Raw genomic sequence first — 24066 nt, 5'->3', positions numbered from 1 at the left:
GCCGGCGTGCGGCTCGCGTACACCACCGACTGCCGATCACTGTCGCGCAAGGCACATGAGGATTTGATGACACGCACTGCCGGGAATCGGCCGGAACATCACATCGCTGTGCACATCCTGGGGGAGGACTGTGGACAACTTGTGGACAGCAGGTGATCGTGCCTGCTCACAGGCCCGTCGAGTTGTCCACACCTGTGGACAACTATCCACAGCGGGGCACTTGTCCACAGCCTGGCCCGGCGCACGGGCGCGTATGGCCCGCCGCCGCCCATACTCCGTGAACGAGTCGGATGCCCCGACCGGATGACCGGAAGCGGTCACCTGGACACCGCAGTTATACGGGCGTATAAACCAGGAGTGTCGAAAGGGAGAGCCGATGACCACCACCACCGACGCTCGCGTTCAGCACCTGCCGACACCACCGGGCCCGAAGCTGCCCGGTGCGATCCAGACGTTCCTGTTTCCCTACCGGCACCTGGTGATGCCCCGGCTCCGCAAGCGCTACGGCGACGTGGTGTCCGTGGAGCTGTTGGGCAGGCCCTCGGTGCTGCTGTACACGCCCGAGCTGAACAAGGTGGTGTTCTCCGGTTCCCCGGAGGTCTTCCACGCCGGTGAGGGGAACCGGGTGCTGCGCCAGATCATGGGCAAGCACTCGGTGCTCACGCTCGACGAGGACGCGCACCGCCGGATGCGCAAGCTGCTCATGCCACCGTTCCACGGGGCGGCGTTGCGCGGCTACCGAGAGACGATGACCGCGCTGGCGGTGGCCGAGGCGGACAGCTGGCGACCGGGGGCGGTGTTCTCCGCGCACCAGCGGATGAACCAGCTGACCCTGGAAATCATCCTGCGCGTGGTGTTCGGTGTGGTGGAAGGGCCGCGGCTGGACGATCTGCGCCGGTCGATCACCAAGCTGGTCACCCAGCCCATGCCGGTCTACATCGGCGAGTTCGTCCCCTCGCTGCGGAAGTTCGGCCCGTGGCGGCGGTTCCGGGAACTGGTCGCGCACGTGGACGGCCTGCTGTATGCCGAGATCGCGGAGCGGCGGCAAGTCGGCGACCTGGCCGACCGGACGGACGTGCTGTCCCAGCTGCTCAGCGTGCGCATCGACGGCGATCAGCTCTCCGACGCCGAGCTGCGAGACCAGATGGTCACGTTGCTGCTGGCCGGCCACGAGACGACGGCGACCGCCCTGGCGTGGGCATTGCACGATCTGGCCAGGAACCCCCGGCTGCAGAACCGCGCGATCCAAGCCGCCGAGGAAGGCGACGAGAAGTACCTGGAAGCGGTGCTGAAGGAAGCCATGCGGCTGCACCCGGTGATCTACAACGTGGCCCGCACGCTGACCGAGGACATCGAGCTGAACGGCTACCGCATCCCGAAGGGCCACACGGTACTGCCGGGCATCGGCGTCATCCACTTGAACGGCGCGTATCACGAGGACCCGGGGGTCTTCCGGCCGGAGCGGTTCCTCGACGGCAGCGCCACACCGGCGACATGGTTGCCGTTCGGGGGCGGGGTGCGGCGTTGCCTCGGCGCCGGGTTCGCCCAGCTGGAGGGCACGATCATCCTGAAGGAGATCCTGTCGCGGTATCGGTTGGAGCCGGAGCGCCCGGCACCGGAACGCACCAAGGCGCGGCACATCACCCTGACCCCTGGGCGAGGGGCACGCATCCGAGTGCACCGCCGCTAACCCGGCCAGACCGCGCACGCATCACCCCCACCCGGCTGGCCGACCCCCGACTCCCGCACCCGGCCGACCCGACCCCCGCATCCGGCCGGGCCCACCTCGGCCCCCGGCCGGGCCGCACGTCCGCCCCCGGCCAGCCCACCTCCGCACCCGGCCGGGCCGCACCTCCGTACCCGGCCAGCCCCGGCCTCCGTCCCCACCGGCGCCAGCCGAGCCGAGGCACCACTCGCCACCGCCGACATCCACACCCGCCACCACCAGCCACAACAAAGCACACCCGCGAGCGCCAACCACACCCATCGACACCGACCGACGCACACACCAACCGCCACCGCCGACATGCATGCCCACCGCGTTCACCGGCGCGTTCGCGTCCGGGCTCGTCGCCGCACGGCCGGCAATGGACGAGGATTGACCCGTGGCAGTACAGCGCAGCGCCGGCATCCTCGTCTATCGCCATCCACCCCAGCCCGAAGTTCTCCTCGGCCACATGGGTGGGCCGTTCTGGCGGCGCAAGGACAACGGGGCGTGGACCATCCCGAAGGGCGAGTACGGCGACTCCGAAACCCCGGAGGACGCCGCCCGGCGCGAATTCACCGAAGAACTCGGCATCCCGCTGCCGCCGGGAGACCTGCAGCCGCTGGGCGAGATCCGCCAATCAGGCGGCAAAGTGGTCACCGCGTGGGCGCTGCACGCCGACGTCGACTTGTCGGCGTTTTCCCCCGGCACGTTCGAGATAGAGTGGCCGCCGCGCTCCGGCCGGCGGCAATCCTTCCCGGAGCTCGATCGGGTGGCGTGGTTCGACGTCGCCACGGCCCGCAGCAAGGTGGTCAAGGCGCAAGCGGTGCTGCTGGATCGGCTCGTCGAGCTGCTGCAGTAGGTGGATCCTGAATCATGTCCCGGCCGGGTGTCGGCCGATCGTGGCACGATGAGCGCATGGCGAGGTCAGCCGAAGAGGAGCGCCTGCGCGAGCTGGTGCTCATGCGGCGCGTGCGCGACCGGATCGACCGCGAGTACGACAAACCGCTCAACGTCGAGGCGCTGGCTCGCGGCGTGAACATGTCGGCGGGCCACCTGAGCCGCCGCTTCAAGGCCGCCTACGGCGAGTCCCCGTACGGCTATCTCATGACCCGGCGGATCGAACGAGCCAAAGCGCTGCTGCGCCGCGGCGATCTGAGCGTCACCGAAGTGTGCTTCACCGTGGGCTTTTCCTCTTTGGGCACGTTCAGCACCCGGTTCACCGAACTGGTCGGGATGTCACCGAGCACCTACAAGCGCGGGTGCGCCCAGGAGCTCGCCGGGCTGCCCACCTGCGTGAGCAAGCACGTCGCCAGACCGATCAGGAATCGAGAAGCAATGCCCGCGCAACGCGTCTAGCGTTTTCGGCATGGATATCACGATTGCCCATTCGTTCCTCCCCCAGAACGACCCGGACGCCGCGTTGAAGTTCTACCGCGACGCCCTCGGATTCGAAGTACGCAACGTCGTCGGCCACGGCGACATGCAGTGGATCACCGTCGGTCCGCCCGCCCAGCCCGACACGTCCATCGTCCTGCACCCGCCGTTCGCCGACCCGGGCATCACCGACGAGGAGAAGCGGGTCATTCAAGAAATGATGGCCAAGGGCACCTACGGGATGGTGGTGCTGGCGGCGAAGGACGTCGACGCCGCGTTCGAGCGGATCCAGTCGCACAACGTGGAAGTCGTCCAGGAGCCCACCGACCAGCCGTGGGGCGTGCGCGACTGCGCGTTCCGCGACCCGGCAGGCAACATGGTCCGTCTCCAGCAAGCGCAATGACGGACACGGCAAGCCCAGCGCAGGAAAACACGGCGGCCGGTCCGCTGACGGAGCCCACCGCAGCCCCTTCGCCGGGCCGGCTGCCCGAACCCCGGTCCCGTGCCCAGCGACGCCGCGACACGGAGTACCGGCTGAACCACGACATCGACCTGTGGGTGAGCAGCGCTTCGCCGGACGGCGTGCCGCACCTGGTGCCGTTGTCGTTCGAGTGGGACGGCCGGACGCTGCTGATGGCTACCCCGACCGACAGCGTCACCGGCCGGAATCTCGCCTCGGCCGGGCAGGCGCGGGTGGCGCTCGGGGACTTCCGGGACGTCGTGATGATCGACGGCACCGTCGAAGTCTTCGCCATCGACCAGATCCCCCGGGAACGCGCGGACCGCTTCGCCGCCAGGGCGGGCTTCGATCCACGGCCGCTGTCCGAGCCGTTCAGCTGGTTCGTCATGACCCCGCGCCGGATTCAGGCGTGGCGCGCGGTCAACGAGATGTCCGGCAGGTTGCTGATGAAGGACGGCCGGTGGCTGGCCTGACCGGCCAGCCCCGCCAGCCGGGGCGCTTCGGCCGGACGACGGGGTAACGCCACCCGCAGCCCGCACCGACAACCCACGAGCCACACCTGCCCGACCGCAGGTCCGACGAAGGAGAGCGATGAGCACCGCCAGCCAGGACGGAACGACGACCGTCGGCCATCCCGCCGACGTCCACGACGTGATCCGCGTGCAGGGCGCGCGGGAGAACAACCTGCGTGACATCGACGTGGAGATCCCCAAGCGCAGGCTCACCGTGTTCACCGGGGTCTCCGGCTCGGGAAAGAGCTCGCTGGTGTTCAGCACCATCGCCGCCGAATCGCAGCGGTTGATCAACGAGACCTACAGCGCGTTCGTCCAGGGCTTCATGCCGTCGCTGGCCAGGCCGGACGTCGACGTGCTGGACGGGCTGACCACCGCGATCATCGTCGACCAGGAGCGGCTGGGGGCCGACACCCGGTCCACCGTCGGCACGGTCACCGACGCCAACGCCATGCTGCGCATCCTGTTCAGCAAACTCGGCGAACCGCACGTCGGCTCGCCCGCCGCGTACTCGTTCAACGTGCCCTCGGTGTCGGCCAGCGGGGCGATCAAGATCGAACGCGGCAACAAGACGATCGCCGAGAAGGCCACGTTCAACCGCCTCGGCGGCATGTGCCCGCGCTGCGAGGGCAAGGGGTCGGTCACCGACTTCGACTTGACCGCCCTCTACGACGAGAACAAGTCGCTGAACGAGGGCGCGATCACCGTCCCCGGATACAGCATGGACGGCTGGTACGGCCGCATCTACCGGGGATGCGGCTTCTTCGACCCGGACAAGCCGATCAAGAAGTTCACCAAGAAGCAGCTGCACGACCTGCTGTACAAGGAGCCGACCAAGATCAAGGTCGATGGGGTCAACCTGACCTACGCCGGCCTCATCCCGCAGATCCAGAAGTCGTTCCTGAACAAGGACCGGGAGGCGATGCAGCCGCACATCCGGGCCTTCGTCGACCGGGCGGTCACGTTCACCACCTGCCCCGAGTGCGACGGCACCCGGCTGGCCGAGCACGCCCGCAAGTCCAAGATCCACGGCAAGAGCATCGCGGACGTCTGCGCGATGCAGATCAGCGATCTGCCGGAGTGGCTGGCCAAGATCGACGACCCCGGGGTGGCGCCACTGGTGCAGGGGCTGCGGCACCTGGTGGACTCGATGATCGAGATCGGATTGGGCTACCTGTCGCTGGACCGGCCGTCCGGCACGCTCTCCGGTGGCGAGGCACAGCGGGTGAAGATGGTCCGCCATCTCGGCTCGGCGCTGACCGACGTCACGTACGTGTTCGACGAGCCGACCATCGGCCTGCACCCTCACGACATCCGGCGGATGAACGACTTGCTGATCCGGCTGCGGGACAAGGGCAACACGGTGCTGGTGGTCGAGCACAAGCCGGAGACCATCGCGATCGCCGACCACGTGATCGACCTGGGGCCGGGCGCGGGCCACGACGGCGGCCAAGTGTGCTACGAGGGTGACGTCGCGGGACTGCGCGCCAGCGGCACCATCACCGGCCGCCACCTGGACGACCGGGTCTCGCTGAAGGAGACGGTGCGGGAGCCGACCGGGAAGCTGGAGATCCGCGGGGGGAACGCGAACAACCTGCAGAACGTGGACGTCGACATCCCGCTCGGCGTGCTGTGCGTGATCACCGGTGTGGCCGGGTCCGGGAAGAGTTCGCTGATCCACTACTCGATGCCGAAGGACGCCGACGTCGTCACCGTCGACCAGTCGCCGATCAGCGGCTCGCGGCGCAGCAACCCGGCCACCTACACCGGGCTGCTCGACCCGATCCGGAAGGCTTTCGCCAAGGCCAACGGCGTGAAACCGTCGCTGTTCAGCGCGAACTCCGAAGGTGCGTGCCCGAACTGCAACGGCGCCGGGGTGGTCTACACCGAGCTGGGCATGATGGCCACCGTCTCCCACCCGTGCGAGGAGTGCGAGGGGAAGCGGTTCCAGGCGGCGGTGCTGGAGTACACGTTCGGCGGCCGGAACATCAGCGAAGTGCTGGAGATGTCGGTGTCCGAGGCGGAGGCGTTCTTCGCCGAGGGCGAGGCACGAGTTCCCGCGGCGCACAAGATCCTGCAGCGGCTGTCCGACGTCGGCCTGGGCTACCTGACCCTCGGCCAGCCGTTGACCACGCTGTCCGGCGGCGAGCGACAGCGGTTGAAGCTGGCGACGCACATGGGCCAGGAAGGCGGCATCTACGTCCTGGACGAACCCACCACCGGGTTGCACCTGGCCGATGTGGAGCAGCTGCTCGGCCTGCTGGACCGGCTGGTCGACTCGGGCAAATCGGTGCTGGTGATCGAGCATCACCAGGCGGTGATGGCGCACGCGGACTGGATCATCGACCTGGGCCCGGGCGCAGGCCACGACGGCGGCCGGATCGTGTTCGAAGGTACTCCGGCGAAGCTGGTGGCCGACCGGTCCACGCTGACCGGGCAGCACTTGGCCGAGTACGTCGGGGCGTAGCAGAGGCGCCACGAGGCGCCCGCCGCGACAGCGGCGGGCGCCTTGCTCTGTGCGCGTGAACTTGGCGCCAGCAGCTCCGCGGGCGTGACCTGCGATGACATCATCGCCGCGGGCAGTACTGGGGGAGGAAGAGCATGACGCCACCGATCAGAACCAGACCGGACGGCACGAAGTATCCGATCACCGGAAAAGGCGGCGGCGAAGCGCGCACGGTCGTGGCGGCAGGTGCGGCGGCCACCCTGATCGCGGCCGGCCCGAGCCTCGGCGGCATCGGAGTCGTCGGCGGCACGGGAGCGAGCGTGACCGGTGGCTTCAGCTCGATCACCAGCTCGGTCATGCGGGCCAAGGTCGTCAAGGCCAAGAAGGTGATGCGGAGCGGGAAGCCCGCACGGGCGTGGCGGCAACTCGGGCTCCGCAAGGGCAAGCCCCGCCGCATTGCCCGGGCGTCCTGCGTACGGAATTCCTACGGCCAGGTGCAGACCTGGCTGCGCTTCCACCCATGTCGGTCACTCAAGCGACTGGCGCTTCCGCTGACCGACGGCCGCGGGAACACGGTGCTCCTCACCGTCGCCTGGGTGAAGATGCGGAACGCGAATGATGCGCGCAACTTCAAACGCTTGATCGACGTGCACGGCACGGGCGACATCAAGCCCGTCGCGATGGAAATGTGGGAACGCAAGTTCGGCGTGGAGTTCACCGGGCTCAACTACGAGTCGCGGAGGAGCCGCACGACGGTCGTCGTGGCCGAATCCGAGCCACTGCGTGGCAGTGCATCGCGCGATCTGTTGCAGGCGACGGCAAGCGTCGGCGCATATCTCCGGTGGCCGGGCTGAGACCCGGCGCTGGCCGTTCGAGCTCACATCCGGTCGCGAGCGGCCGAACGGAGAGCCAGCGTCGACCGGCGCGGCCGCTTGCGAGCTCACCCGAAGCCTTCGACATGTCGCCCGGACCGCAGCAATGAGCGGAGCGTCGGGCCGACGGCGGTGTTCTGCCACCACACATGGCCCGCACACCGGTTACGCTTCGCGGCGAGGCGCCGCCGGAAAGGAGTGCCGGTGATCCTGCCCAAGGTGCGCGACCCGCGGTTCATCACGATCCGCCGGGGCGGAACGCTGACCGACGAGCACCACCACCTGCTCGCCTTGTGGGCAGCCACATGCGCCGAGCATGTGTTGCCGCTGTTCGAAGCGGCTCGCCCGGACGATCCTCGCCCGCGCGCGGCGATCGAGCACGCTCGTGCCTGGGCGCGCGGCGCGGTCAAGATGATGCAGGCGCGGGCAGCGGGCGGGCACGCCATGGGGGCCGCTCGCGACCTGCGCGGCGCTCCGCGCTTCGCCGCATATGCGGCCGGTCAAGCGGCCGTCGTGGCACACGTCGCCGAGCACGAGCTGGGCGCTGCCGCATACGCGATCAAGGCGGTTCGTGCTGCGGTGCCGCCGGAACAAGCTGACGCCGCAGGCCGCGAAGAGTGTCGATGGCAGCGCGACCAGCTTCCGCCGGAGATTCGCGACCTGGTGCTGGAGGATCAGCGGCGCCGGAACGACCTGTGCTGGTCGGTCTTCGACGTGTGACCGCTGCCCCGGCGGCGGCTCGCCGCTGCACCCGCTGCATCCCTCCGACCCACTTTCGGTCGACTTGTGATTGACCGGGCACCGAAAGTGATCACGCTGCGTCCAAGACGGCGTTCGGGAGATCTTCAGGCCTTGGGTTGTTGTCAGAGGTGCGGTTGTGGGACAGCTGGCTGGCTACACCGAGTTGCAGACGGTGGGTACCGGCGGGTTCGGCCGGGTGGTGCTCGCCCGGCATGACGCTTCGGGCACGGTGGTGGCGATCAAGTACCTCCACCAGCGGTATCTGACGAACTACGCGGTGCTGGAGGGCTTCCGCCGGGAGGCGGCGATGATGGCGGCGGTCCAGTCGCCGTACGTGGTGCGCTTGTTCGACTTCCACGTCTCGCCCGATGTCGCCGCGCTGGTGATGGAGGCCGTGCCCGGCGTCTCACTGCGCCAGATCCTGGAAGCCGAGCGCGCCCTGATGGTCGAGGCGGCGCTGTCGGTGCTCAAGGGCTCGCTGTTGGGCCTGGCCGCCGCCCACCAGGTCGGAGTGGTGCACCGCGACTACAAGCCCGACAACGTGCTGGTCACCAGCCAGGGCGTGTCGAAGCTGGTGGACTTCGGCCTGGCGGTCCTCGACGGCCAGCTCGGGCTCACCGCCGGGTCGCCGTCGTACATGGCGCCGGAGCAATGGGCCGGCCAGCCGGGCACTCCCGCCACCGACGTGTATGCCGCGACCTGCGTGTTCTACCAGTGCATCACCGGCAAGAAGCCGTTCGTCGCCGAGTCGAACGAGGAACTGCGCAGGATGCACGAAATGGCCGCCCCCGACCTGTCCCAGGTACCTCAGCACCTGCACGGGCTGATCGCCGCGGGCATGGCCAAGAACCCGTATGCCAGGCCCACGAACGCCGGGGTCTTCGTCGCCGAGTTGGAACGCGTCGCCGTGGCGGTCCACGGCCCCGACTGGGAGCGGCGCGCGTGGCACGCGCTGGCCACCGCAGCGGGCACCCTGGTGGCTCTCACCCCGCTGGCCATCCTGGCCGGCACCGCGACGACCACCGTTGCCGGAACCGCGACCAGCGGGCTCTCCGCCCTCGGGGCTACCGGCACCACCGCCGGCACCACCACCGTCAGTGGGTCCGCGACCGCCGTAGCGGAGTCGGCCAGCACTGCCGGGACCGGTGTCGGGTCCGCCACGAGCACCGTGAGCGGCGCCGGTGTCGGCAGCGGCTCCGCGGGGACCGTCGGCTCCGGAACCACAAGCACCGCGGCTGGCACCGGTGCAGGGTCCGGCGCGTCCGGATCAGCTGCCTCGGCCGGAACGTCCGGTGCTGGTACTGCCACGACCGGCGCCGGTGGCACAGCGGGCGGAACGACGTCGGCAAGTACCGGGACGGCCGGCACTGCTGGAGGTACGGGCACCGGTGCATCCGGCGCCGGTGGCACGGCCGGTACCAGCTCAGCAGGCGGCACAGCCGGGACCACATCGACGAGCGCAGGCAGCACGACATCCGGCGCGAGCTCCGCAGGGACCGGCACGAGCGCGACATCCGGAAGCGGGGCCGGATCGGGGGCCACTGGCGGCACCACGACCGGCTCGGGCACCGGGACCTCGGCCGGAAACACGGGGTCCACTGGAATCGAAGCGACGAGCAGCAGCGGCGGAACCGGCTCCACCGGCACAGGCTCGACCGGCACCGGCTCCGGCCCGACCGACGGCACTGGCTCACCCGGACCGGACGCCACGCCGGGCGGGCCGGGAACCGAACCGATCGACGGCACGAGCAGCCCAGGAACGGGAGGCACCGACCCCGCCGGTGCCGCTCATCCGGGCACGGTCCCGGACTCCACCGGCGCCAGCACAAGCGGCGCACCCGAGCCCGGCGGCCCCGCCACACCAGCCAGTGACCCCGCCGGTGCCGCTCACCCCGGCACAGTCCCCGACTCCACCGGCGCCAGCACAAGCGGCGCACCCGAGCCCGGCGGCCCCGCCGGCCCGGCCGACGCAGGCTCGTCTGCGGGCTCGGCAGGAGCGGGAACTGGCACGGGAAGCGGAACCGGTGCTGGAACGGCCGCCGGTGCGAAAGCGACGGTGGCCGGGGTCGCGGGAGCCGGTGCCGCGGCCGCGGGCGGCCTGCTGGCAGGCACCGCGGCCAAGCTCATCGCCGCAGGACTCGCCGCGGCTGCAGTCGTCACCGGCGGTGTGGTCGTCGCGAACAGCCTGGGCGAGGAAGCCCGGCCCGCGGCCACTGCTTCGGAAGGTGGCGAAGCCGCTCCGGCTGCCGACTGCTCGACGACTCCGCCGGAGAATGCCATCCCCGGCGCCGACCGCGAGGCCTGCCAGTGGCAATCCACCGCCGAACAGATCGTCGGCTACCAGGACAAGGTCGTCCTCGTCGGGCACGACGGCGAGAACTTCGAAATGCGCGCGGTCGACGGCAAGACCGGCAAGGAGCTGTGGTCGACCGGACCGTTCCCCGGCCGCGTGGAAGCTCCTTACACGCCGCAGACCGAGGACGCACCCCGCACATTGAAGATCATCCAGCATGAAGGCAAGCCGTACGCCGCGTTCATGTACACCACCGACGACGGCGTGGCCACGACGATCATGCCGATCGACGCCGGCCCCGGAACCCAACCGGTCCACTGGGAGCTGGAGTCTCTGACCTACGACTGGGTGGACACCGACGACGCGGCTGCCTTCTACGACCACCGCATGCTGTCCGGGACGGTGGTCGACCCGGACACCGGCGACCCGATCGAATTGCCGGTGGATCTCGATCTGCGGGTGCACGCCATCGGCGACGGCTGGTTCGCCGAAGGGTGGGACGATTCGCTGGTCATTCGTGACTTCGACGGCGGCCTGCTGTGGGAGGTCGCGAGCTACCGGCCGGGTGACCTGCACAGTACGGTCGAGAACCGGTGGATCATCGGCGCCCACGGCGAGTACGTGCTGCTGCTGACCGTAGTCCGGCCGCCGGAGGGCGGTCTGGCGCCCATCCTGTCCGTCCACGACCGGACCGGGCGCGTCGTCGCCGAAACCTTGTACGGCGACAACGCGACTTTCGACGCAACCGTGGTGGCCTCACCGAACCAGCAGTGGCTCGCGGTCCATGCCGGCACGGCCTCCGCTGCGATCAACCTGGAGACCGGGCACGCGCAGGTACTCGACGACGCGGTGCGGCCGCTCACCATCAGCGACGACGGACAGGTCGTCGGCGTGGTGCCCGGTATCACCGACAAGGCGGTCGTCGCCGACGGCCACACCGGGCAGATCACGTGGGAAGGCGACCGCGAGACCCGGCTGCCCCATGTCGTCGGCGATGGCTACCTGGTCATCAACGACCGGATCCACCCGGTGCTGTCCAACTATCCGATCTACCAGACCGGCCCGGTGTGGGCGCTGCGCGGATCCCTCGGCGGATGAGGTCAGCGCCTGGCCCGGACGACCGGCGGTCGGTAGGCGCCGTTCGCGCAGCAGTCGACGAAGCTGGTTGGTCGTGGCCAAGTCGACAGCATCGACCAGTTCGGCCAGCCTGCGAATGGTCACGTAGTCGATGCCGCGGTTCGCATCGACGACGTCGTAGCAGACCGCGAGACTACGTGACCTGCTCCCAGCACCCGCGGCTGACGACCAGCGTGCCGTCGAGCACTTCGAAACCCACCGCCCACGGCGAACCGTTCTGCCGCAGGGTCCACGCGAAGATGGGCTTCGAGGTGGCGAAGACGCGAACGATCGACACTCGGACGACGTTGCCTGCCGTGCCGCGTCAGGCCGGGCTCACCCCACTCGTCACGAAGGCCCAGGTCCGAAGTGGATGGCTTCTGACCTGGGCCTTCGTGCGTGGAGCGGATGACGGGAATCGAACCCGCGTCTTCAGCTTGGGAAGCTGACGTTCTACCATTGAACTACATCCGCATCGCCGCTCCAGCATACAAGGCGGCCTTCGCATGGTGCACCGAACCCCGGGTTCGGCGTCGCTTCTCTTCTCGATCTACCGCATCATCCGCTCGCGATCAACGTCGCACGACTGTCCTTGCCGCTTCGCGAGCGCTGTACCTGGCGCTCCGCGTCGGCGCAAGGCCGGGGAACCCCACGCACCATGACGCCCGTGTGCGGCTGTTCGTCGCGCCGCCAGCATCGGCCAGGGAACCCCACGCACCTTGACGCCCGGCCAGAAAGTGACAACACTTGTTGTCGCTAGCGAGGCGTCCGCGGCGCCGGCGCGACAACGACGGGGAGAACGCGATGCCCGAGGAGCTCACAGCGGAACCCACCGAGCTGCCCGAGCCGGAGCTGTTCGCCCGCGGGCCGCTCCGGCTGGCGGCCCGCCTGTTCGGCCCCGGCGAGCTGCGCGCGGACCGCACCCAGGTGGCCCGCCTCCGCTCGTTCGCCGAGAAGGCCGACCCACTGGCCGACCGGCTCGCCGCCGTGTTACGCCGCGACCCGCGTGCCGGGGAGCTGTTCGAGCAAGCCCTCAAGCACGGCGTCGACAGCCTGGACACCGCCCCGGAGGAACTGTGGGAGTTCTTCCACGAAGTGGAGCGCACCCCGTACTGGGTCGACCACGACCGGATCGACCGCGGCGCCCGCGCCATCGTCCGCACCGGGCTCATCGGGCTCATCCCGCTCGGTGACATGTCCCTGATGGGCGGCTACCTGGCCTCCCGTGCGGTCAAGACCCTGATCGGCACCGGTGACCTCGAATACGCCGCGGCTCGCAGGCTGGCGGAGACCGCAGCGTGGTGGATCGACGTCACCACGCCAGGCTCGCTACGGCTCGGCGGTGACGGTTACGCGGCGGCCCTGCGCGTACGCCTGGCGCATGCGCACGTACGGGCGGCGATGAATCGCCGCGACGACTGGGACTACGAGAAGTGGGACCACCCGGTCAACCAGGTGCAGACAGCCGGCACACTGCTGCTCTTCTCGCACGTCTTCCTCCTCGGCATGCGCATGCTCGGCGTCCGCTACACCCAGCGCGAGCGGGAAGACGTGCTGCACCTGTGGCGTTACGTCGGCTGGCTGCTCGGAGTCGACGAGGCCCTCCTGCCCGCCGACGAGGACGACTCATGGCGGCTGCTGTGGCTGTTGGCCGCCACCGAGTTCATCCCGGACGAGGACTCCCAGCGCCTGGCCCGCGTCCTGCTCGAGCAACACGCCGCGATCGGCCGCCACTTCGGCCCGCTCGACAAGGTCGTCGGCCGTGCGGCGGTCAACCTGCACGGCGCGGTGAGCCGCATGCTGCTCGGCGACGCCAACGCGGACTACCTCGGCTTACCGCCCGCACGGATCTCCTCAGCGGCGGTGCTGACCTTCGCGGCGGTGAACTTCCTCGCCGAGACGGCGCGCCAGGCGCTTCCCGGTGCCACCACCGTCCAGCAGTTCCTGGGGAAACGCTCCCTCCGGTGGTATCTCAAGCAGGTCGACCGCGCCTTTCGGCTCGACCGTACCTACTCCCGCCCGGCGCGAACCGCAGCCCGCTCGCCCGCAGGCTCGTCGGCGGCATGACGGGGACCCCGCGAAACCCGGGCCCGCTGCGTCCACACCACGGTGGCCAGCACGGCGAGGGCAACGCACACGGCCAGGAGCGTTACCTCCTCGCCAAGTAACACCGCCGACCACCCGAGCGTCAGCACCGGCTGCATCAATTGCACCTGTCCCATGCGGGCGACGCCGTCCCTGGCCATCGCGGCGTACCAGGCGAAAAACCCCAGATACATCGTGCAGATCGCCAAGTAGCCGAACGCGATGCCTTGCGACCAGGTCACCTCGCCGATCCCGTCGGCGGTCAGGACGGCCACCGGCAGGGTCAGCGGCAGCGCCAGCACCACGGCCCACGAGATGGTCCGCGCCCCGCCGATCTCGCCGGCGAGCACGCCCCCTTCCGCATACCCCCAGCCACCGAGCACGACCGCGCCGAGCAGAAACACGTCTGCCCAGGAGAAGGCCCCGTCGAGCCCGCCGCTGACCGCGACGAACACCAGGACCGTGGCCATTCCCAGCGCGCTGGCCAGCCAGAATTCGGCGTGCGGCCGCTCCTTGGCACGCAGCACGGCGAACGTGGCGGTGGCCAGCGGCAGGCACGCGATCACCACCGCGCCATGAGCGGAACTCTCGCTGACCAGAGCCACGGAGGTCAGCAGCGGGAATCCGACACCCACCCCGACAGCGACCACCAGCAGCCGCCGAACCAGCCGCCGTCCGGGCCACGGTGCCCGCGTCAGAAGGAGGTATCCGAGCGCAAGCAGGCCCGCAACGGCCGCACGCCCCAGCCCCACGAAGAACGGGTCCATCCCACCGACCGCGACGCGTGTGGCGGGCAGCGACAAACTGAAGCAGACGACGGCGAGCACCGCCAGCCCCAGGCCGCCCGTTATCCGCCGCGGCGCAGTAACGTTATCATTGGCTCTCATGTCCAATGATAACGCCGTCGCACGCGTCACCGCTGCGCTGACGGCGGTGATCGAGGCAGGCAGCCCTGGGGACAAGCTTCCGTCGGTGCGCGAGCTCATGGCGCGGTACCGGGTTTCCCCCACCACGGTCCAGACCGCCGTGCAGCACCTGGCCGCGCGCGGCCTGGTCGACGTGCGTCCCGGACGCGGCACTTTCATCGCCGTTCCGCCCGCGCCCGAGTCCAGCGCACCGCCCGACCTGTCCTGGCAGAGCGTCGTGCTGGGCGACGCCCGTGCCGGGGAGGAGGAGCTGGCCGCCCTGCTGGCCACCCACCACCCGGAAGCCATCCCGCTCAGCTCCGGCTACTTCGACCAGCAGCTCCAGCCGCACGGCGCGCTCGGTGCGGCGATGGCGCGCGCGGCACGAAAGCCGGCGGCATGGACCAGGCAACCCACCGAAGGGCTGCCCGAGCTGCGGGAATGGTTCGCCCACGACATCGGCGGCGGATTGCGCGCGGCGGACATGACCATCTGCTCCGGCGGTCAGCCCGCCCTGGCGGCGGCATTCCGCGGCCTGGGCCGTCCGGGCGACGTGGTGCTCGTGGAAGCGCCCACCTATCTCGGCGCGATCGCCGCTGCCCGCGACGCCGGCCTGCGGGTCGTCGGCGTCCCGGCCGACGAGCACGGAGTCCGGCCGGACCTGCTCGCCTCGGCGTTCCGCTGCACGGGCGCTCGGCTGTTCTACTGCCAGCCCCTGCACGCCAACCCGCACGGTGCGGTGCTGTCCGCCGAGCGGCGCGCCGCGGTACTGGACACAGTCGCGAAGGCGCACGCGTTCCTCATCGAGGACGATTACGCGCGCGGACTCACCCTCGACGGCGTCGCCCCGGCTCCGCTCGCGGTGGACGATCCCGACGGCCATGTCGTCTACGTGCGTTCGCTGACCAAAGTGGTGGCCCCGGGCATGCGGTTGTCCGTCATCGGCGCCCGGGGCGTAGCGGCGGCGCGCTTGCGCACGGCCCGCCTGCTGGACGATCTGTTCGTCGCGGGCCCGCTGCAACACACGGCGGTCGAATTCCTCACCTCGCCCTCCTGGCCACGGCACCTGCGGGCGCTGCGAGCCGGACTCCGGCAGCGGCGCGACGCCCTGGTGCAAGCCCTGCGCACACACGTCCCGTGGCTGCACGTACCGCGGCCGTCCGGCGGCATGCACCTGTGGGTGCGGTTGCCGGACGGCTCGGACGAGCAAGCGGTGACGGCCAAGGCGATGGCGCGCGAACTCGTCGTCTTCCCCGGCCGTCCCTGGTTCCCGGCCGAGCCGACCGGGCAGTACCTGCGGCTCAGCTTCGGCGCGCTGACTGCAGAACTGGCGGCTGCGGCGGCAAGCCGGCTGGCCGAGGCGCTTCGTGCCGCCGGATCAGGCCCGACATGAGTGCGGCGAACCCGCACAGGCCGCCCGCCACGTACCACGCGAGGTCGTAGCTTCCGTGCACGTCCCGGATCGCCCCGGCGCCGTAGGCGGCGGCCGCGGCGCCCAACTGGTGCGCGGCGAACACCCAGCCGAAGACGATCGGCCCGCTCATCCCGAAACGTTCCCGGCACAGGGCCACGGTCGGCGGCACGGTCGCGACCCAGTCGAGCCCGTAGAAGATCACGAACACCCACAGGCTCGGCTCGACGTGCGGCTGCAGCAACGACGGCAGAACCAGCAGGGACAGCCCGCGCAGCGTGTAGTAGCCCACCAGCAGGTAGCGCGCATCGAACCGGTCGACGAGCCATCCGGACAAGATCGTCCCGGCGATGTCGAACACGCCGACCAGCGCCAACAGTCCGGCCGCCGTGGTGTGCGGCATTCCGTGATCGTGGGCCGCGGACACGAAGTGCGTCCCGACCAGGCCGTTGGTCGACGCACCGCACACCGCGAACCCACCGGCCAACATCCAGAAAGTCCTGGTCGGGATCGCTTCCCGGAGCGTGTGCAAGGTGCGCAGCACGCTGCTGCCTGCCACCGGGCGAGCGACTTCGGCCGCTTCGGTCGCACCGTAAGCGGTGGTGCCCACGTCGCTCGGGTAGTCCCGCAGGAACAACACGACCAGCGGAACCACGGCGAGTGCCGTAGCCGCCACGGTGATCGACGGGACCCGCCAGCCGTGTTCGGTGGCCAGCGCGGCCAGCAATGGCAGGAAGATCAGCTGACCGGTCGCCCCCGCGGCGGTCAGCACGCCGCTGACCAGACCCCTGCGCTTGACGAACCACCGGCCGGTGATGACGGCGACGAACGGCATCGACATCGACCCGGTCCCGACGCCGACCAGCACACCCCAGCACATCAGCAGCTGCCACGGCTCGGTCATGAACACCGTCAGCCCGGCCCCCGCCGCCACCAGAACCAGCGCCCCGGCGACCACCCGGCGAACACCCAACCGGTCCATCAACGCCGCGGCGAACGGCGAAATCACCCCGAACAGGATCAAGTTGACGGACACCGCGGAGCCGATCGTGCCGCGCGACCAGCCGAACTCGTCGTGCAGCGGATCGATCAGGACCCCGGGCACGGTGCCGAAGGCCGCCGCCGCGATCAGCGTCAGGAACGCGACCGCGGCGATCATCCATGCCCAGTGCAGCCGCCACCGCCGAGATCCGGCAGGCGCACTCGCTTCGATCTCAACCCCTCGCTGAATCACGCGGCCAGTGTTGATCAACAAGCACGTCGGCAACAGTGGCCTGATTGCCAATATGTGAAAGAATCTGGCCATGTTCCGCGACCTGCACCGCGTCGTCGTGCTGGCTTTGGATCCGGTGGTCGGCTTCGACCTCGCCATCCCGCCGATGGTCTTCAGCTGCGCCACCGACGCCGACGGCTCACCGCTGTACGACATCCGCGTCTGCGGCCTCGGCACGGCGCCCATGCCGACACCGTCGAACTACGCGATCGTTCCCGGCAGCGGCCCGGAGGCACTGCGCGACGCGGACACCGTGATCATTCCCGGCACCAAGATGCCGGGGCCCTTCCGGCACGGCGTCCTGCCGGACGACGTCGCTCGCGCGCTCGACATGATCCCGTCGCACGCCCGCGTGATGTCCATCTGCACGGGCGCGTTCGTGCTCGGCGCGGCAGGCATCCTGGACGGCCGCCCGGCGACCACGCACTGGCATCACGCCGACGAGTTTCGCCAGCTCTATCCGCGAGTGAAGCTCGACGAGACGGTGCTGTTCGTGGACGACGGCGACGTACTGACGTCGGCCGGCCTGTCCGCAGGGATCGACCTCTGCCTGCACGTGGTGCGCTCCGACCACGGGAGCGAAGTCGCCAACCGTGCCGCCCGCTACTGCGTCGTCCCGCCGTGGCGCGAAGGCGGGCAATCGCAGTTCATCGAACGACACGTGCCCGACGACGACACCGCCAGCACGGCCCCGACCAGGGCGTGGGCCTTGCAGCACCTGGCCGAGCGGCTCGACCTGGCCACGCTGGCTGCGCACGCCCACATGAGCGTGCGCACCTTCTCCCGGAAGTTCCGGGCGGAGACCGGGATGTCGCCCGGTGCATGGCTGACCCAGCAGCGCATCGACCACGCCCGGCACCTGCTGGAGACCACCGACCTGAGCATCGACGAGGTGGCCAGGGTCTGCGGGCTGGGCACCGCGGCGTCGCTGCGCCAGCACCTGAGGTCGAGCATCGGGGTGAGTCCGCTGGCCTACCGGCGCACGTTCCGTGCCCCGGACGAACGCGCGGGCTAGGGTGAGTCCGTGCTGCTGAGTGACCGCGACCTGCGCAAGGAGTTGGAATCCGGGCGGCTGGTGCTCGACCCGTACGATGCGGAGATGGTCCAGCCCTCCAGCATCGACGTGCGGCTGGACAGGTACTTCCGGGTGTTCGACAACACCAGGTACACCCACATCGACCCCTCCCAGCAGCAGGACGAGCTCACCTCGTTGGTCGAGAAGTCCGGTGACGAGCCGTTCGTGTTGCACCCTGGCGAGTTCGTGCTCGGCTCGACGTTCGAGATGGTGACCCTGCCCGACGATCTGGCCGGACGGCTGGAAGGCAAGTCGTCACTGGGCAGGCTGGGCCTGCTCACCCATTCCACCGCGGGATTCATCGACCCCGGCTTCTCCGGGCACATCACCCTGGAGCTGTCCAACGTCGCCAACCTGCCGATCACGTTGTGGCCGGGGATGAAGATCGGGCAGCTGTGCCTGTTCCGACTGTCCAGCGCCGCGGAGCACCCGTACGGCTCGGAGCGGGCCGGGTCGCGCTACCAGGGCCAGCGCGGGCCGACGCCGTCGCGTGCCTATCTGAACTTCCACCGCACCGACACCACCCGCTGACCCGGCGGGCACCAGGGGCCAGAACTTCCTGGACGTTCGTTCAGATACTCTGGAGCGATGTACGCCTACCTGCTGCTGGGTCTGGCCATCGCGGCCGAGGTGACCGGCACGGTCGCACTGAAGTTCTCCGACGGCTTCACCAAGCTCGGGCCGTCGCTGGTGGTGGCGGCCGGCTACGGCCTGGCCTTCTACCTGCTGTCCCTGGTGCTGAAGGCAGGGATCCCGGTCGGCGTGGCCTACGCGATCTGGGCGGCGTTCGGCATCGCCCTCATCGCCCTGGTCGGCGTCGTCTTCCTCGGCGAACGGCTGAACGTCACCATGATCGCCGGGCTCGGGCTGGTCGTCGCCGGCGTCGTCCTGGTCGAGTTGGGGAGGTCGGCGACATGACCACCATGCAACGCGACGGCCGCAAGGCCCGCGGCGAGAAGCGCCGCCAGGAGATCATCGAAGCCACCCTGCGGGTGATCGAACGCGACGGCGTCGCGGGCGTGACCCATCGCAGCGTGGCGCGCGAGGCAGGCATCCCCACCGCCTCGATCACCTACCACTTCGCCACGCTCGACGACCTGCTCATCGCGACGCTGATCTCGTGCGCCAGGGACATGGCCACCGAGGTGTACTGGATGATCGACCGCGCCCGCTCGCGCGAGGGCCTGCGCCGGTCGAGCGGTTCCCCGTACAGCGGCCCGAGCGCCGCCGACGAGGTCTCCGCGCTGCTGGCCGAGGCCCTCGGCCCGCGCCGCGGCCGCACCATGGCCGAATACGAGCTCTACCTGCTGGCGGCGCGGCGGCCGTCGCTGCGTCCCGCCGCGCGCCGCTGGCTGGACGTGCTCACCTCGATGGTCAAACACGACGACGAGGTGGCCTTTCGGGTCTTCCTCGCCGGCATCGACGGCCTGCTCATTCAGGGACTGATCGACGACGAGCCGCCGACCGCCGAAGAACTGCGCCCGGTCGTGGAATACCTGCTCAACCCGACCGAGCGCCGCCGGCGTGCCCGGCAGGAGGCCTGAGCACGCCGGCGTGCGGCATCAGCCCTTGTTCTCGTAGACGGGGGTGATGTAGGCGCGGGCCAGGGTGTGGAAGAACAGATTGAAGCCCAGCACCGTCGGCGTGGTGTCCGGGGAGAGGTCGAGCTTTTCCACGTCCACCGCGTGCACCACGAACATGTAGCGGTGCGGACGGTGCTTCGGCGGCGGGGCGGCACCGATGTAGCCCACGTGACCGCTGTCCGCGCGCAGCTGGACAGCGCCCTCGGGCAGGCCGGAGCCGTTCTCGTCCCCCGCGCCGGACGGCAGTTCGGTCACGCTCGCCGGGATGTTGAACACCGCCCAGTGCCAGAAGCCCGCCGCGGTCGGCGCGTCCGGGTCGAAGCAGGTCACCGCGAAGCTCTTGGTCTCCGCCGGGAAACCTTCCCACCGCAGGTGCGGCGAACGGTCCTCGCCGCCCGCGCCCATCTTGCCGGACAAGTGCGGCTGCGGCAGGGTCTCGCCGTCTTTGATGTCGTTGCTGGTCACCGTGAACGTCGGGACCTGGGGCAGGAAGTCGTACGGGTTCGGTGGTGCAGGAGTCTGCTCAGTCACGGGCACCTCCATCCGGTTGGGTCAGATGCGCTTGCGAGGTTAGTGGACCCCGGGGTCCGTTCCCCGGTGACAACCAGGGTCGAACCTGGGGATTTCCCCGATGCCGCGCGGGTTCCCCCGGCCTACCGTGAGCACCGTAAGCACGAACGAGGAGACCAGTACATGTCACGTACCGTCAAATTCGTCGCCGGAGTCGCGCTGCTCGCTGTGGCTGTCGGTTTGGTGACCGGATGGTTCTGGCGGTCGGAGGCCACCACGGTGGAACGCGTCGACCAGCGCATCAACACCGTGGAGATCGACAACGAATCGGGCGACGTGGTGGTGCGTGCCGCGGACGTGACGACCATCGAGGTCCGGCAGAAGTTCTCCTACCGGTTCACCGCCCCCGACCGGGCGTTCTCGGTCGACGGCAGCACCCTCACACTGGACGGCTGCGGCTGGTGGTGCGCGGTCGACTACGAGGTGATCGTGCCGCGCTCGGTCAAGGTCGTCGGCGAGATCGACTCCGGCGACCTGCAGCTGGTCGGAACCATCGGCGGCGAGATCGAACTGAACAGCGGCGACGCCGTGGTGCGCGATGTCACCGGACCGCTGTCGATCAGGGCGAACTCCGGGGACGTCACGGTGACCGGGATGTCGTCCGACCTGACCGTGAAGGCGAACTCCGGGGACGTCACCGCAGAGCTCGCCAAGCCGGCGAACGTCACCGCGGACATCGACAGCGGCTCCATCCAGCTGACCGTCCCGGAAGGCCGCTACCAGGTGGACGGGCAGACCGACTCCGGGCGCAGGGACATCCGGATCGGCAACACCCCCGGCGCGCCGTATCGCCTGCAGCTGGACACCGACTCCGGCAACGTACTGGTGCGCACCGCGAGCTGAGTCACATCGACCCGCCCACCGGACCCTTCGGGAACACACGGCACAGCCCACTCGTTGTCCGGGCAGCAAGGTTGAGTGTGGCAGACTCAAGTTCGCACTCCGTCGCCGAACCGGCGGCATCCCAAACTTGAGCGAGTCAGACTCAGGGGTCGAGTCGCACCCCGACGCAACACCACGAACGACTTACAGGAGGAACACCCCATGGCGCGAGCGGTCGGCATCGACCTCGGCACGACCAACTCGGTCGTCGCTGTCCTGGAGGGTGGCGAGCCGACGGTCATCGCCAACTCCGAAGGGTCCCGAACCACCCCGTCCGTCGTCGCCTTCGCCAAGAACGGCGAAGTGCTGGTGGGTCAGCCCGCCAAGAACCAGGCGGTCACCAACGTCGACCGCACCATCCTGTCCGTCAAGCGCCACATGGGCGAGGACTGGAAGAAGGAGATCGACGGCAAGCAGTACACCCCGCAGGAGATCTCCGCCCGCGTGCTGATGAAGCTGAAGCGGGACGCCGAGGCCTACCTGGGCGAGGAGGTCACCGACGCGGTGATCACCGTGCCCGCGTACTTCTCCGACGCCCAGCGCCAGGCCACCAAGGAGGCCGGGACGATCGCCGGGCTGAACGTGCTGCGCATCATCAACGAGCCCACGTCGGCGGCGCTGGCCTACGGCCTGGACAAGGGTGAGAAGGAGCAGACCATCCTGGTCTTCGACCTCGGTGGCGGTACGTTCGACGTCTCCCTGCTGGAGCTGGGTGACGGCGTCGTCGAGGTGCGCGCCACGTCGGGTGACAACCACCTCGGTGGTGACGACTGGGACCAGCGCATCGTCGACTGGCTGGTCAACAAGTTCAAGATGTCGCACGGCATCGACCTGACCAAGGACCGGATGGCCATGCAGCGCATCCGGGAAGCCGCCGAGAAGGCCAAGATCGAGCTGTCCAGCTCGACGACGGCGAACATCAACCTGCCCTACATCACCGTCGACGCGGACAAGAACCCGCTGTTCCTGGACGAGACGCTGACCAGGGCGGAGTTCCAGAAGATCACCGCGGACCTGCTGGAGCGCACCCGCGAGCCGTTCAACAACGTGCTGCGTGACGCCGGCATCTCGGTCAGCGACATCGACCACGTGGTGCTGGTTGGCGGCTCCACGCGTATGCCCGCGGTGAGCGACCTGGTCAAGGAGTTGACCGGCGGCAAGGAGCCGAACAAGGGCGTCAACCCGGACGAGGTGGTCGCGGTCGGCGCCGCGCTGCAGGCCGGTGTGCTCAAGGGCGAGGTGAAGGACGTCCTGCTGCTGGACGTCACCCCGCTGTCGCTGGGCATCGAGACCAAGGGCGGCGTGTTCACCAAGCTGATCGAGCGCAACACCACGATCCCGACCAAGCGCTCGGAGATCTTCTCCACCGCGGAGGACAACCAGCCGTCCGTGCAGATCCAGGTCTACCAGGGTGAGCGGGAGATCGCCGCGCACAACAAGAAGCTCGGCATGTTCGAGCTGACCGGCATCCCGCCCGCCCCGCGCGGCGTGCCGCAGATCGAGGTCACCTTCGACATCGACGCCAACGGCATCGTGCACGTCACCGCGAAGGACCTCGGCACCAACAAGGAACAGTCCATGACGATCACCGGTGGATCGGCCCTGCCGAAGGAGGAGATCGACCGGATGATCAAGGAGGCCGAGGCGCACGCGGAGGAGGACCGGCGGCGCCGCGAGGAGGCGGAGACCCGCAACCAGGCCGAGTCGCTGGTCTACCAGACGGAGAAGTTCGTCAAGGACAACGAGGACAAGCTGCCGGACGACGTCAAGACGAAGGTCAACGACGCCATCAAGGAAGTCAACGAGGCGTTGAAGGGCAGCGACGTGGCGGCCATCCGCACCGCCATGGAGAAGCTGACCAAGGAGTCGCAGGCCATGGGCACCGCGCTGTACGCCAACACGCAGGCGGCGCAGCAGGCCGCGGCGGGCAGCGACGGTCCCGCTTCCGGCACGAACGCCGGTGGCGCCACGGCCTCGGCGGGCGCGGGCGCCTCGGGCGATGACAACGTGGTGGACGCCGAGATCGTCGACGAGGACGAGAAGAAGTGACTGAACTGCGCAACGACGGCAACGGTGAGGAGCCACGGGTAGTAGTGCGTGACCGTCGCAAGATCGACCCGGAGACCGGTGAGGTCCGGCGGCCGGAGGCCGCCGAGGCCGAGCCCCAGCAGGCCGGTGAAACCGGCCCGGCCGGGGCGCCGGGTGGCTCCGCACCGGCGGCCGGCAAAGCTGACAGCGACAGCGGCGCCGCTGCTGCGGATCTGCAGAAGCAGCTGGAGGAGCGCACCGCGGACCTGCAGCGAGTCACCGCCGACTTCGCCAACTACCGCAAGCGGGTCGAGCGCGACCGGCTCGCGGTGATCGAGTCGGCCAAGGCCTCGGTGCTGACCGAGCTGCTGCCGTTGCTCGACGACCTGGAGCGGGCCGACGCGCACGGCGACCTGACCGGCCCGTTCAAGGCGGTCGCCGACAAGCTGCACAGCACGCTGCGCAGTATCGGCCTGGAGTCCTTCGGCAACGAGGGTGATCCGTTCGACCCGCTGGTGCACGAGGCGGTGCAGCACTCGACGTCACCGGACGTGAAGGAGCCGACGGTGACGACGGTGCTGCGGCGCGGCTACCGGTTCGGCGAGCGGGTGCTCCGGCACGCGCTGGTGGCGGTCACCGACCACGAGCCGGAGCCGTCTGCCGAACAGGCCGAGCAGACCGCGGACCAGGCGGAGCAGCAGTCATCTGCGGACAACTGACGAAGCGAGCGAA

General features: G+C 69.4%; 22 protein-coding genes and 1 tRNA gene. 18 read left to right on the top strand and 5 right to left on the bottom strand.

Going from position 1 to position 24066, the window contains the following annotated elements; genetic code table 11:
• Positions 1–376 precede the first annotated feature (376 nt).
• The 9 genes from YWY_RS0109840 (at position 377) to YWY_RS24645 (ending at position 11504) form a co-directional block, all read left to right on the top strand.
• Positions 377–1690, top strand: coding sequence for a cytochrome P450 (locus YWY_RS0109840; protein ID WP_028847478.1), 1314 nt, complete (start codon positions 377–379; stop codon positions 1688–1690).
• A 415-nt stretch (positions 1691–2105) separates the two neighbouring features.
• On the top strand, positions 2106–2567 hold the full coding sequence (locus YWY_RS0109835; protein WP_028847477.1) for an NUDIX hydrolase: 462 nt from the start codon (positions 2106–2108) through the stop codon (positions 2565–2567).
• 56 nt (positions 2568–2623) lie between these two features.
• Positions 2624–3064, top strand: a complete 441-nt coding sequence (locus tag YWY_RS0109830; RefSeq protein WP_028847476.1) for a helix-turn-helix transcriptional regulator — start codon at positions 2624–2626, stop codon at positions 3062–3064.
• A 10-nt stretch (positions 3065–3074) separates the two neighbouring features.
• On the top strand, positions 3075–3485 hold the full coding sequence (locus tag YWY_RS0109825) for a VOC family protein (RefSeq protein WP_028847475.1): 411 nt from the start codon (positions 3075–3077) through the stop codon (positions 3483–3485).
• Entirely contained in the window at positions 3482–4015 is a 534-nt protein-coding gene (locus YWY_RS0109820) for a pyridoxamine 5'-phosphate oxidase family protein (RefSeq protein WP_084609150.1), read from the top strand. The genes YWY_RS0109825 and YWY_RS0109820 overlap by 4 nt, the downstream gene beginning before the upstream one ends.
• A gap of 118 nt (positions 4016–4133) precedes the next feature.
• Entirely contained in the window at positions 4134–6521 is a 2388-nt protein-coding gene (locus YWY_RS0109815; RefSeq protein WP_028847473.1) for an ATP-binding cassette domain-containing protein, read from the top strand.
• A gap of 134 nt (positions 6522–6655) precedes the next feature.
• Positions 6656–7354 (top strand): hypothetical protein, encoded by a 699-nt coding sequence (locus YWY_RS0109810; RefSeq protein ID WP_051310113.1) that lies wholly within the window; start codon positions 6656–6658, stop codon positions 7352–7354.
• Positions 7355–7576: 222 nt separating this feature from the next.
• Positions 7577–8092, top strand: a complete 516-nt coding sequence (locus tag YWY_RS0109805) for a putative immunity protein (protein WP_028847471.1) — start codon at positions 7577–7579, stop codon at positions 8090–8092.
• Positions 8093–8249: 157 nt separating this feature from the next.
• Positions 8250–11504 carry a serine/threonine-protein kinase gene (locus tag YWY_RS24645; RefSeq protein ID WP_051310112.1) on the top strand — a complete coding sequence of 1085 codons (3255 nt, stop codon included), beginning with the start codon at positions 8250–8252 and terminating at the stop codon, positions 11502–11504.
• A gap of 172 nt (positions 11505–11676) precedes the next feature.
• Here YWY_RS24645 and YWY_RS24070 read toward each other — a convergent pair whose 3' ends face one another.
• Positions 11677–11820: a hypothetical protein gene (locus tag YWY_RS24070; protein WP_156899178.1), complete on the bottom strand. Its 144-nt coding sequence runs from the start codon at positions 11818–11820 to the stop codon at positions 11677–11679.
• 102 nt (positions 11821–11922) lie between these two features.
• Positions 11923–11996: transfer RNA gene (locus YWY_RS0109790), tRNA-Gly, on the bottom strand.
• 330 nt (positions 11997–12326) lie between these two features.
• Here YWY_RS0109790 and YWY_RS0109785 point away from each other — a divergent pair.
• Complete coding sequence (locus YWY_RS0109785) at positions 12327–13589, top strand: oxygenase MpaB family protein (protein ID WP_028847470.1); 1263 nt, start codon at positions 12327–12329, stop codon at positions 13587–13589.
• Here YWY_RS0109785 and YWY_RS21205 read toward each other — a convergent pair.
• Positions 13532–14494, bottom strand: coding sequence for a DMT family transporter (locus YWY_RS21205; RefSeq protein ID WP_084609149.1), 963 nt, complete (start codon positions 14492–14494; stop codon positions 13532–13534). The two genes, YWY_RS0109785 and YWY_RS21205, sit on opposite strands and share 58 nt — an antisense overlap.
• Here YWY_RS21205 and YWY_RS0109775 point away from each other — a divergent pair.
• The gene (locus YWY_RS0109775; RefSeq protein ID WP_028847469.1) at positions 14493–15905 is read left to right on the top strand and encodes an aminotransferase-like domain-containing protein; all 1413 of its coding nucleotides are present in this window, start codon (positions 14493–14495) and stop codon (positions 15903–15905) included. The two genes, YWY_RS21205 and YWY_RS0109775, sit on opposite strands and share 2 nt — an antisense overlap.
• Here the strand turns inward: YWY_RS0109775 and YWY_RS21200 are convergent.
• Positions 15814–17082 (bottom strand): MFS transporter, encoded by a 1269-nt coding sequence (locus tag YWY_RS21200; protein ID WP_051310111.1) that lies wholly within the window; start codon positions 17080–17082, stop codon positions 15814–15816. The two genes, YWY_RS0109775 and YWY_RS21200, sit on opposite strands and share 92 nt — an antisense overlap.
• Positions 17083–17227: 145 nt before the next feature.
• Between YWY_RS21200 and YWY_RS0109765 the strand changes: the two genes are divergently transcribed.
• From YWY_RS0109765 to YWY_RS21195, 4 genes are read left to right on the top strand one after another with little or no spacing between them, the layout of a single operon-like run.
• Positions 17228–18211, top strand: a complete 984-nt coding sequence (locus tag YWY_RS0109765; RefSeq protein ID WP_038044916.1) for a GlxA family transcriptional regulator — start codon at positions 17228–17230, stop codon at positions 18209–18211.
• 9 nt (positions 18212–18220) lie between these two features.
• Positions 18221–18802, top strand: a complete 582-nt coding sequence (gene dcd / locus YWY_RS0109760) for a dCTP deaminase (protein WP_028847467.1) — start codon at positions 18221–18223, stop codon at positions 18800–18802.
• 57 nt (positions 18803–18859) lie between these two features.
• A complete protein-coding gene (locus YWY_RS0109755) occupies positions 18860–19189 on the top strand; it encodes a DMT family transporter (RefSeq protein ID WP_028847466.1) in 330 nt (109 codons plus the stop codon).
• Positions 19186–19815 carry a TetR/AcrR family transcriptional regulator gene (locus YWY_RS21195; protein WP_051310110.1) on the top strand — a complete coding sequence of 210 codons (630 nt, stop codon included), beginning with the start codon at positions 19186–19188 and terminating at the stop codon, positions 19813–19815. Before YWY_RS0109755 ends, YWY_RS21195 begins: the two co-directional genes overlap by 4 nt.
• A gap of 18 nt (positions 19816–19833) precedes the next feature.
• Here the strand turns inward: YWY_RS21195 and YWY_RS0109745 are convergent, their stop codons facing one another.
• The gene (locus YWY_RS0109745; RefSeq protein WP_245566627.1) at positions 19834–20385 is read right to left on the bottom strand and encodes a YbhB/YbcL family Raf kinase inhibitor-like protein; all 552 of its coding nucleotides are present in this window, start codon (positions 20383–20385) and stop codon (positions 19834–19836) included.
• 162 nt (positions 20386–20547) lie between these two features.
• On the opposite strand from YWY_RS0109745, the gene YWY_RS0109740 reads away from it, so the two are divergent.
• The 3 genes from YWY_RS0109740 to grpE all read left to right on the top strand — a co-directional run bounded on the left by YWY_RS0109740 (position 20548) and on the right by grpE (position 24053).
• Positions 20548–21267 (top strand): DUF4097 family beta strand repeat-containing protein, encoded by a 720-nt coding sequence (locus YWY_RS0109740; RefSeq protein WP_038044913.1) that lies wholly within the window; start codon positions 20548–20550, stop codon positions 21265–21267.
• A gap of 201 nt (positions 21268–21468) precedes the next feature.
• Positions 21469–23355: a molecular chaperone DnaK gene (dnaK, locus tag YWY_RS0109735; RefSeq protein ID WP_028847463.1), complete on the top strand. Its 1887-nt coding sequence runs from the start codon at positions 21469–21471 to the stop codon at positions 23353–23355.
• Positions 23352–24053, top strand: coding sequence for a nucleotide exchange factor GrpE (gene grpE / locus YWY_RS0109730; RefSeq protein ID WP_028847462.1), 702 nt, complete (start codon positions 23352–23354; stop codon positions 24051–24053). The genes dnaK and grpE overlap by 4 nt, the downstream gene beginning before the upstream one ends.
• Positions 24054–24066 lie beyond the last annotated feature (13 nt).

The organism is Thermocrispum agreste DSM 44070 (assembly GCF_000427905.1).
Taxonomy (GTDB): Bacteria; Actinomycetota; Actinomycetes; order Mycobacteriales; family Pseudonocardiaceae; genus Thermocrispum; species Thermocrispum agreste.
The sequence above is the reverse complement of the archived record's forward strand: the minus strand, read 5'-3'. Positions and strand labels throughout refer to the sequence as shown.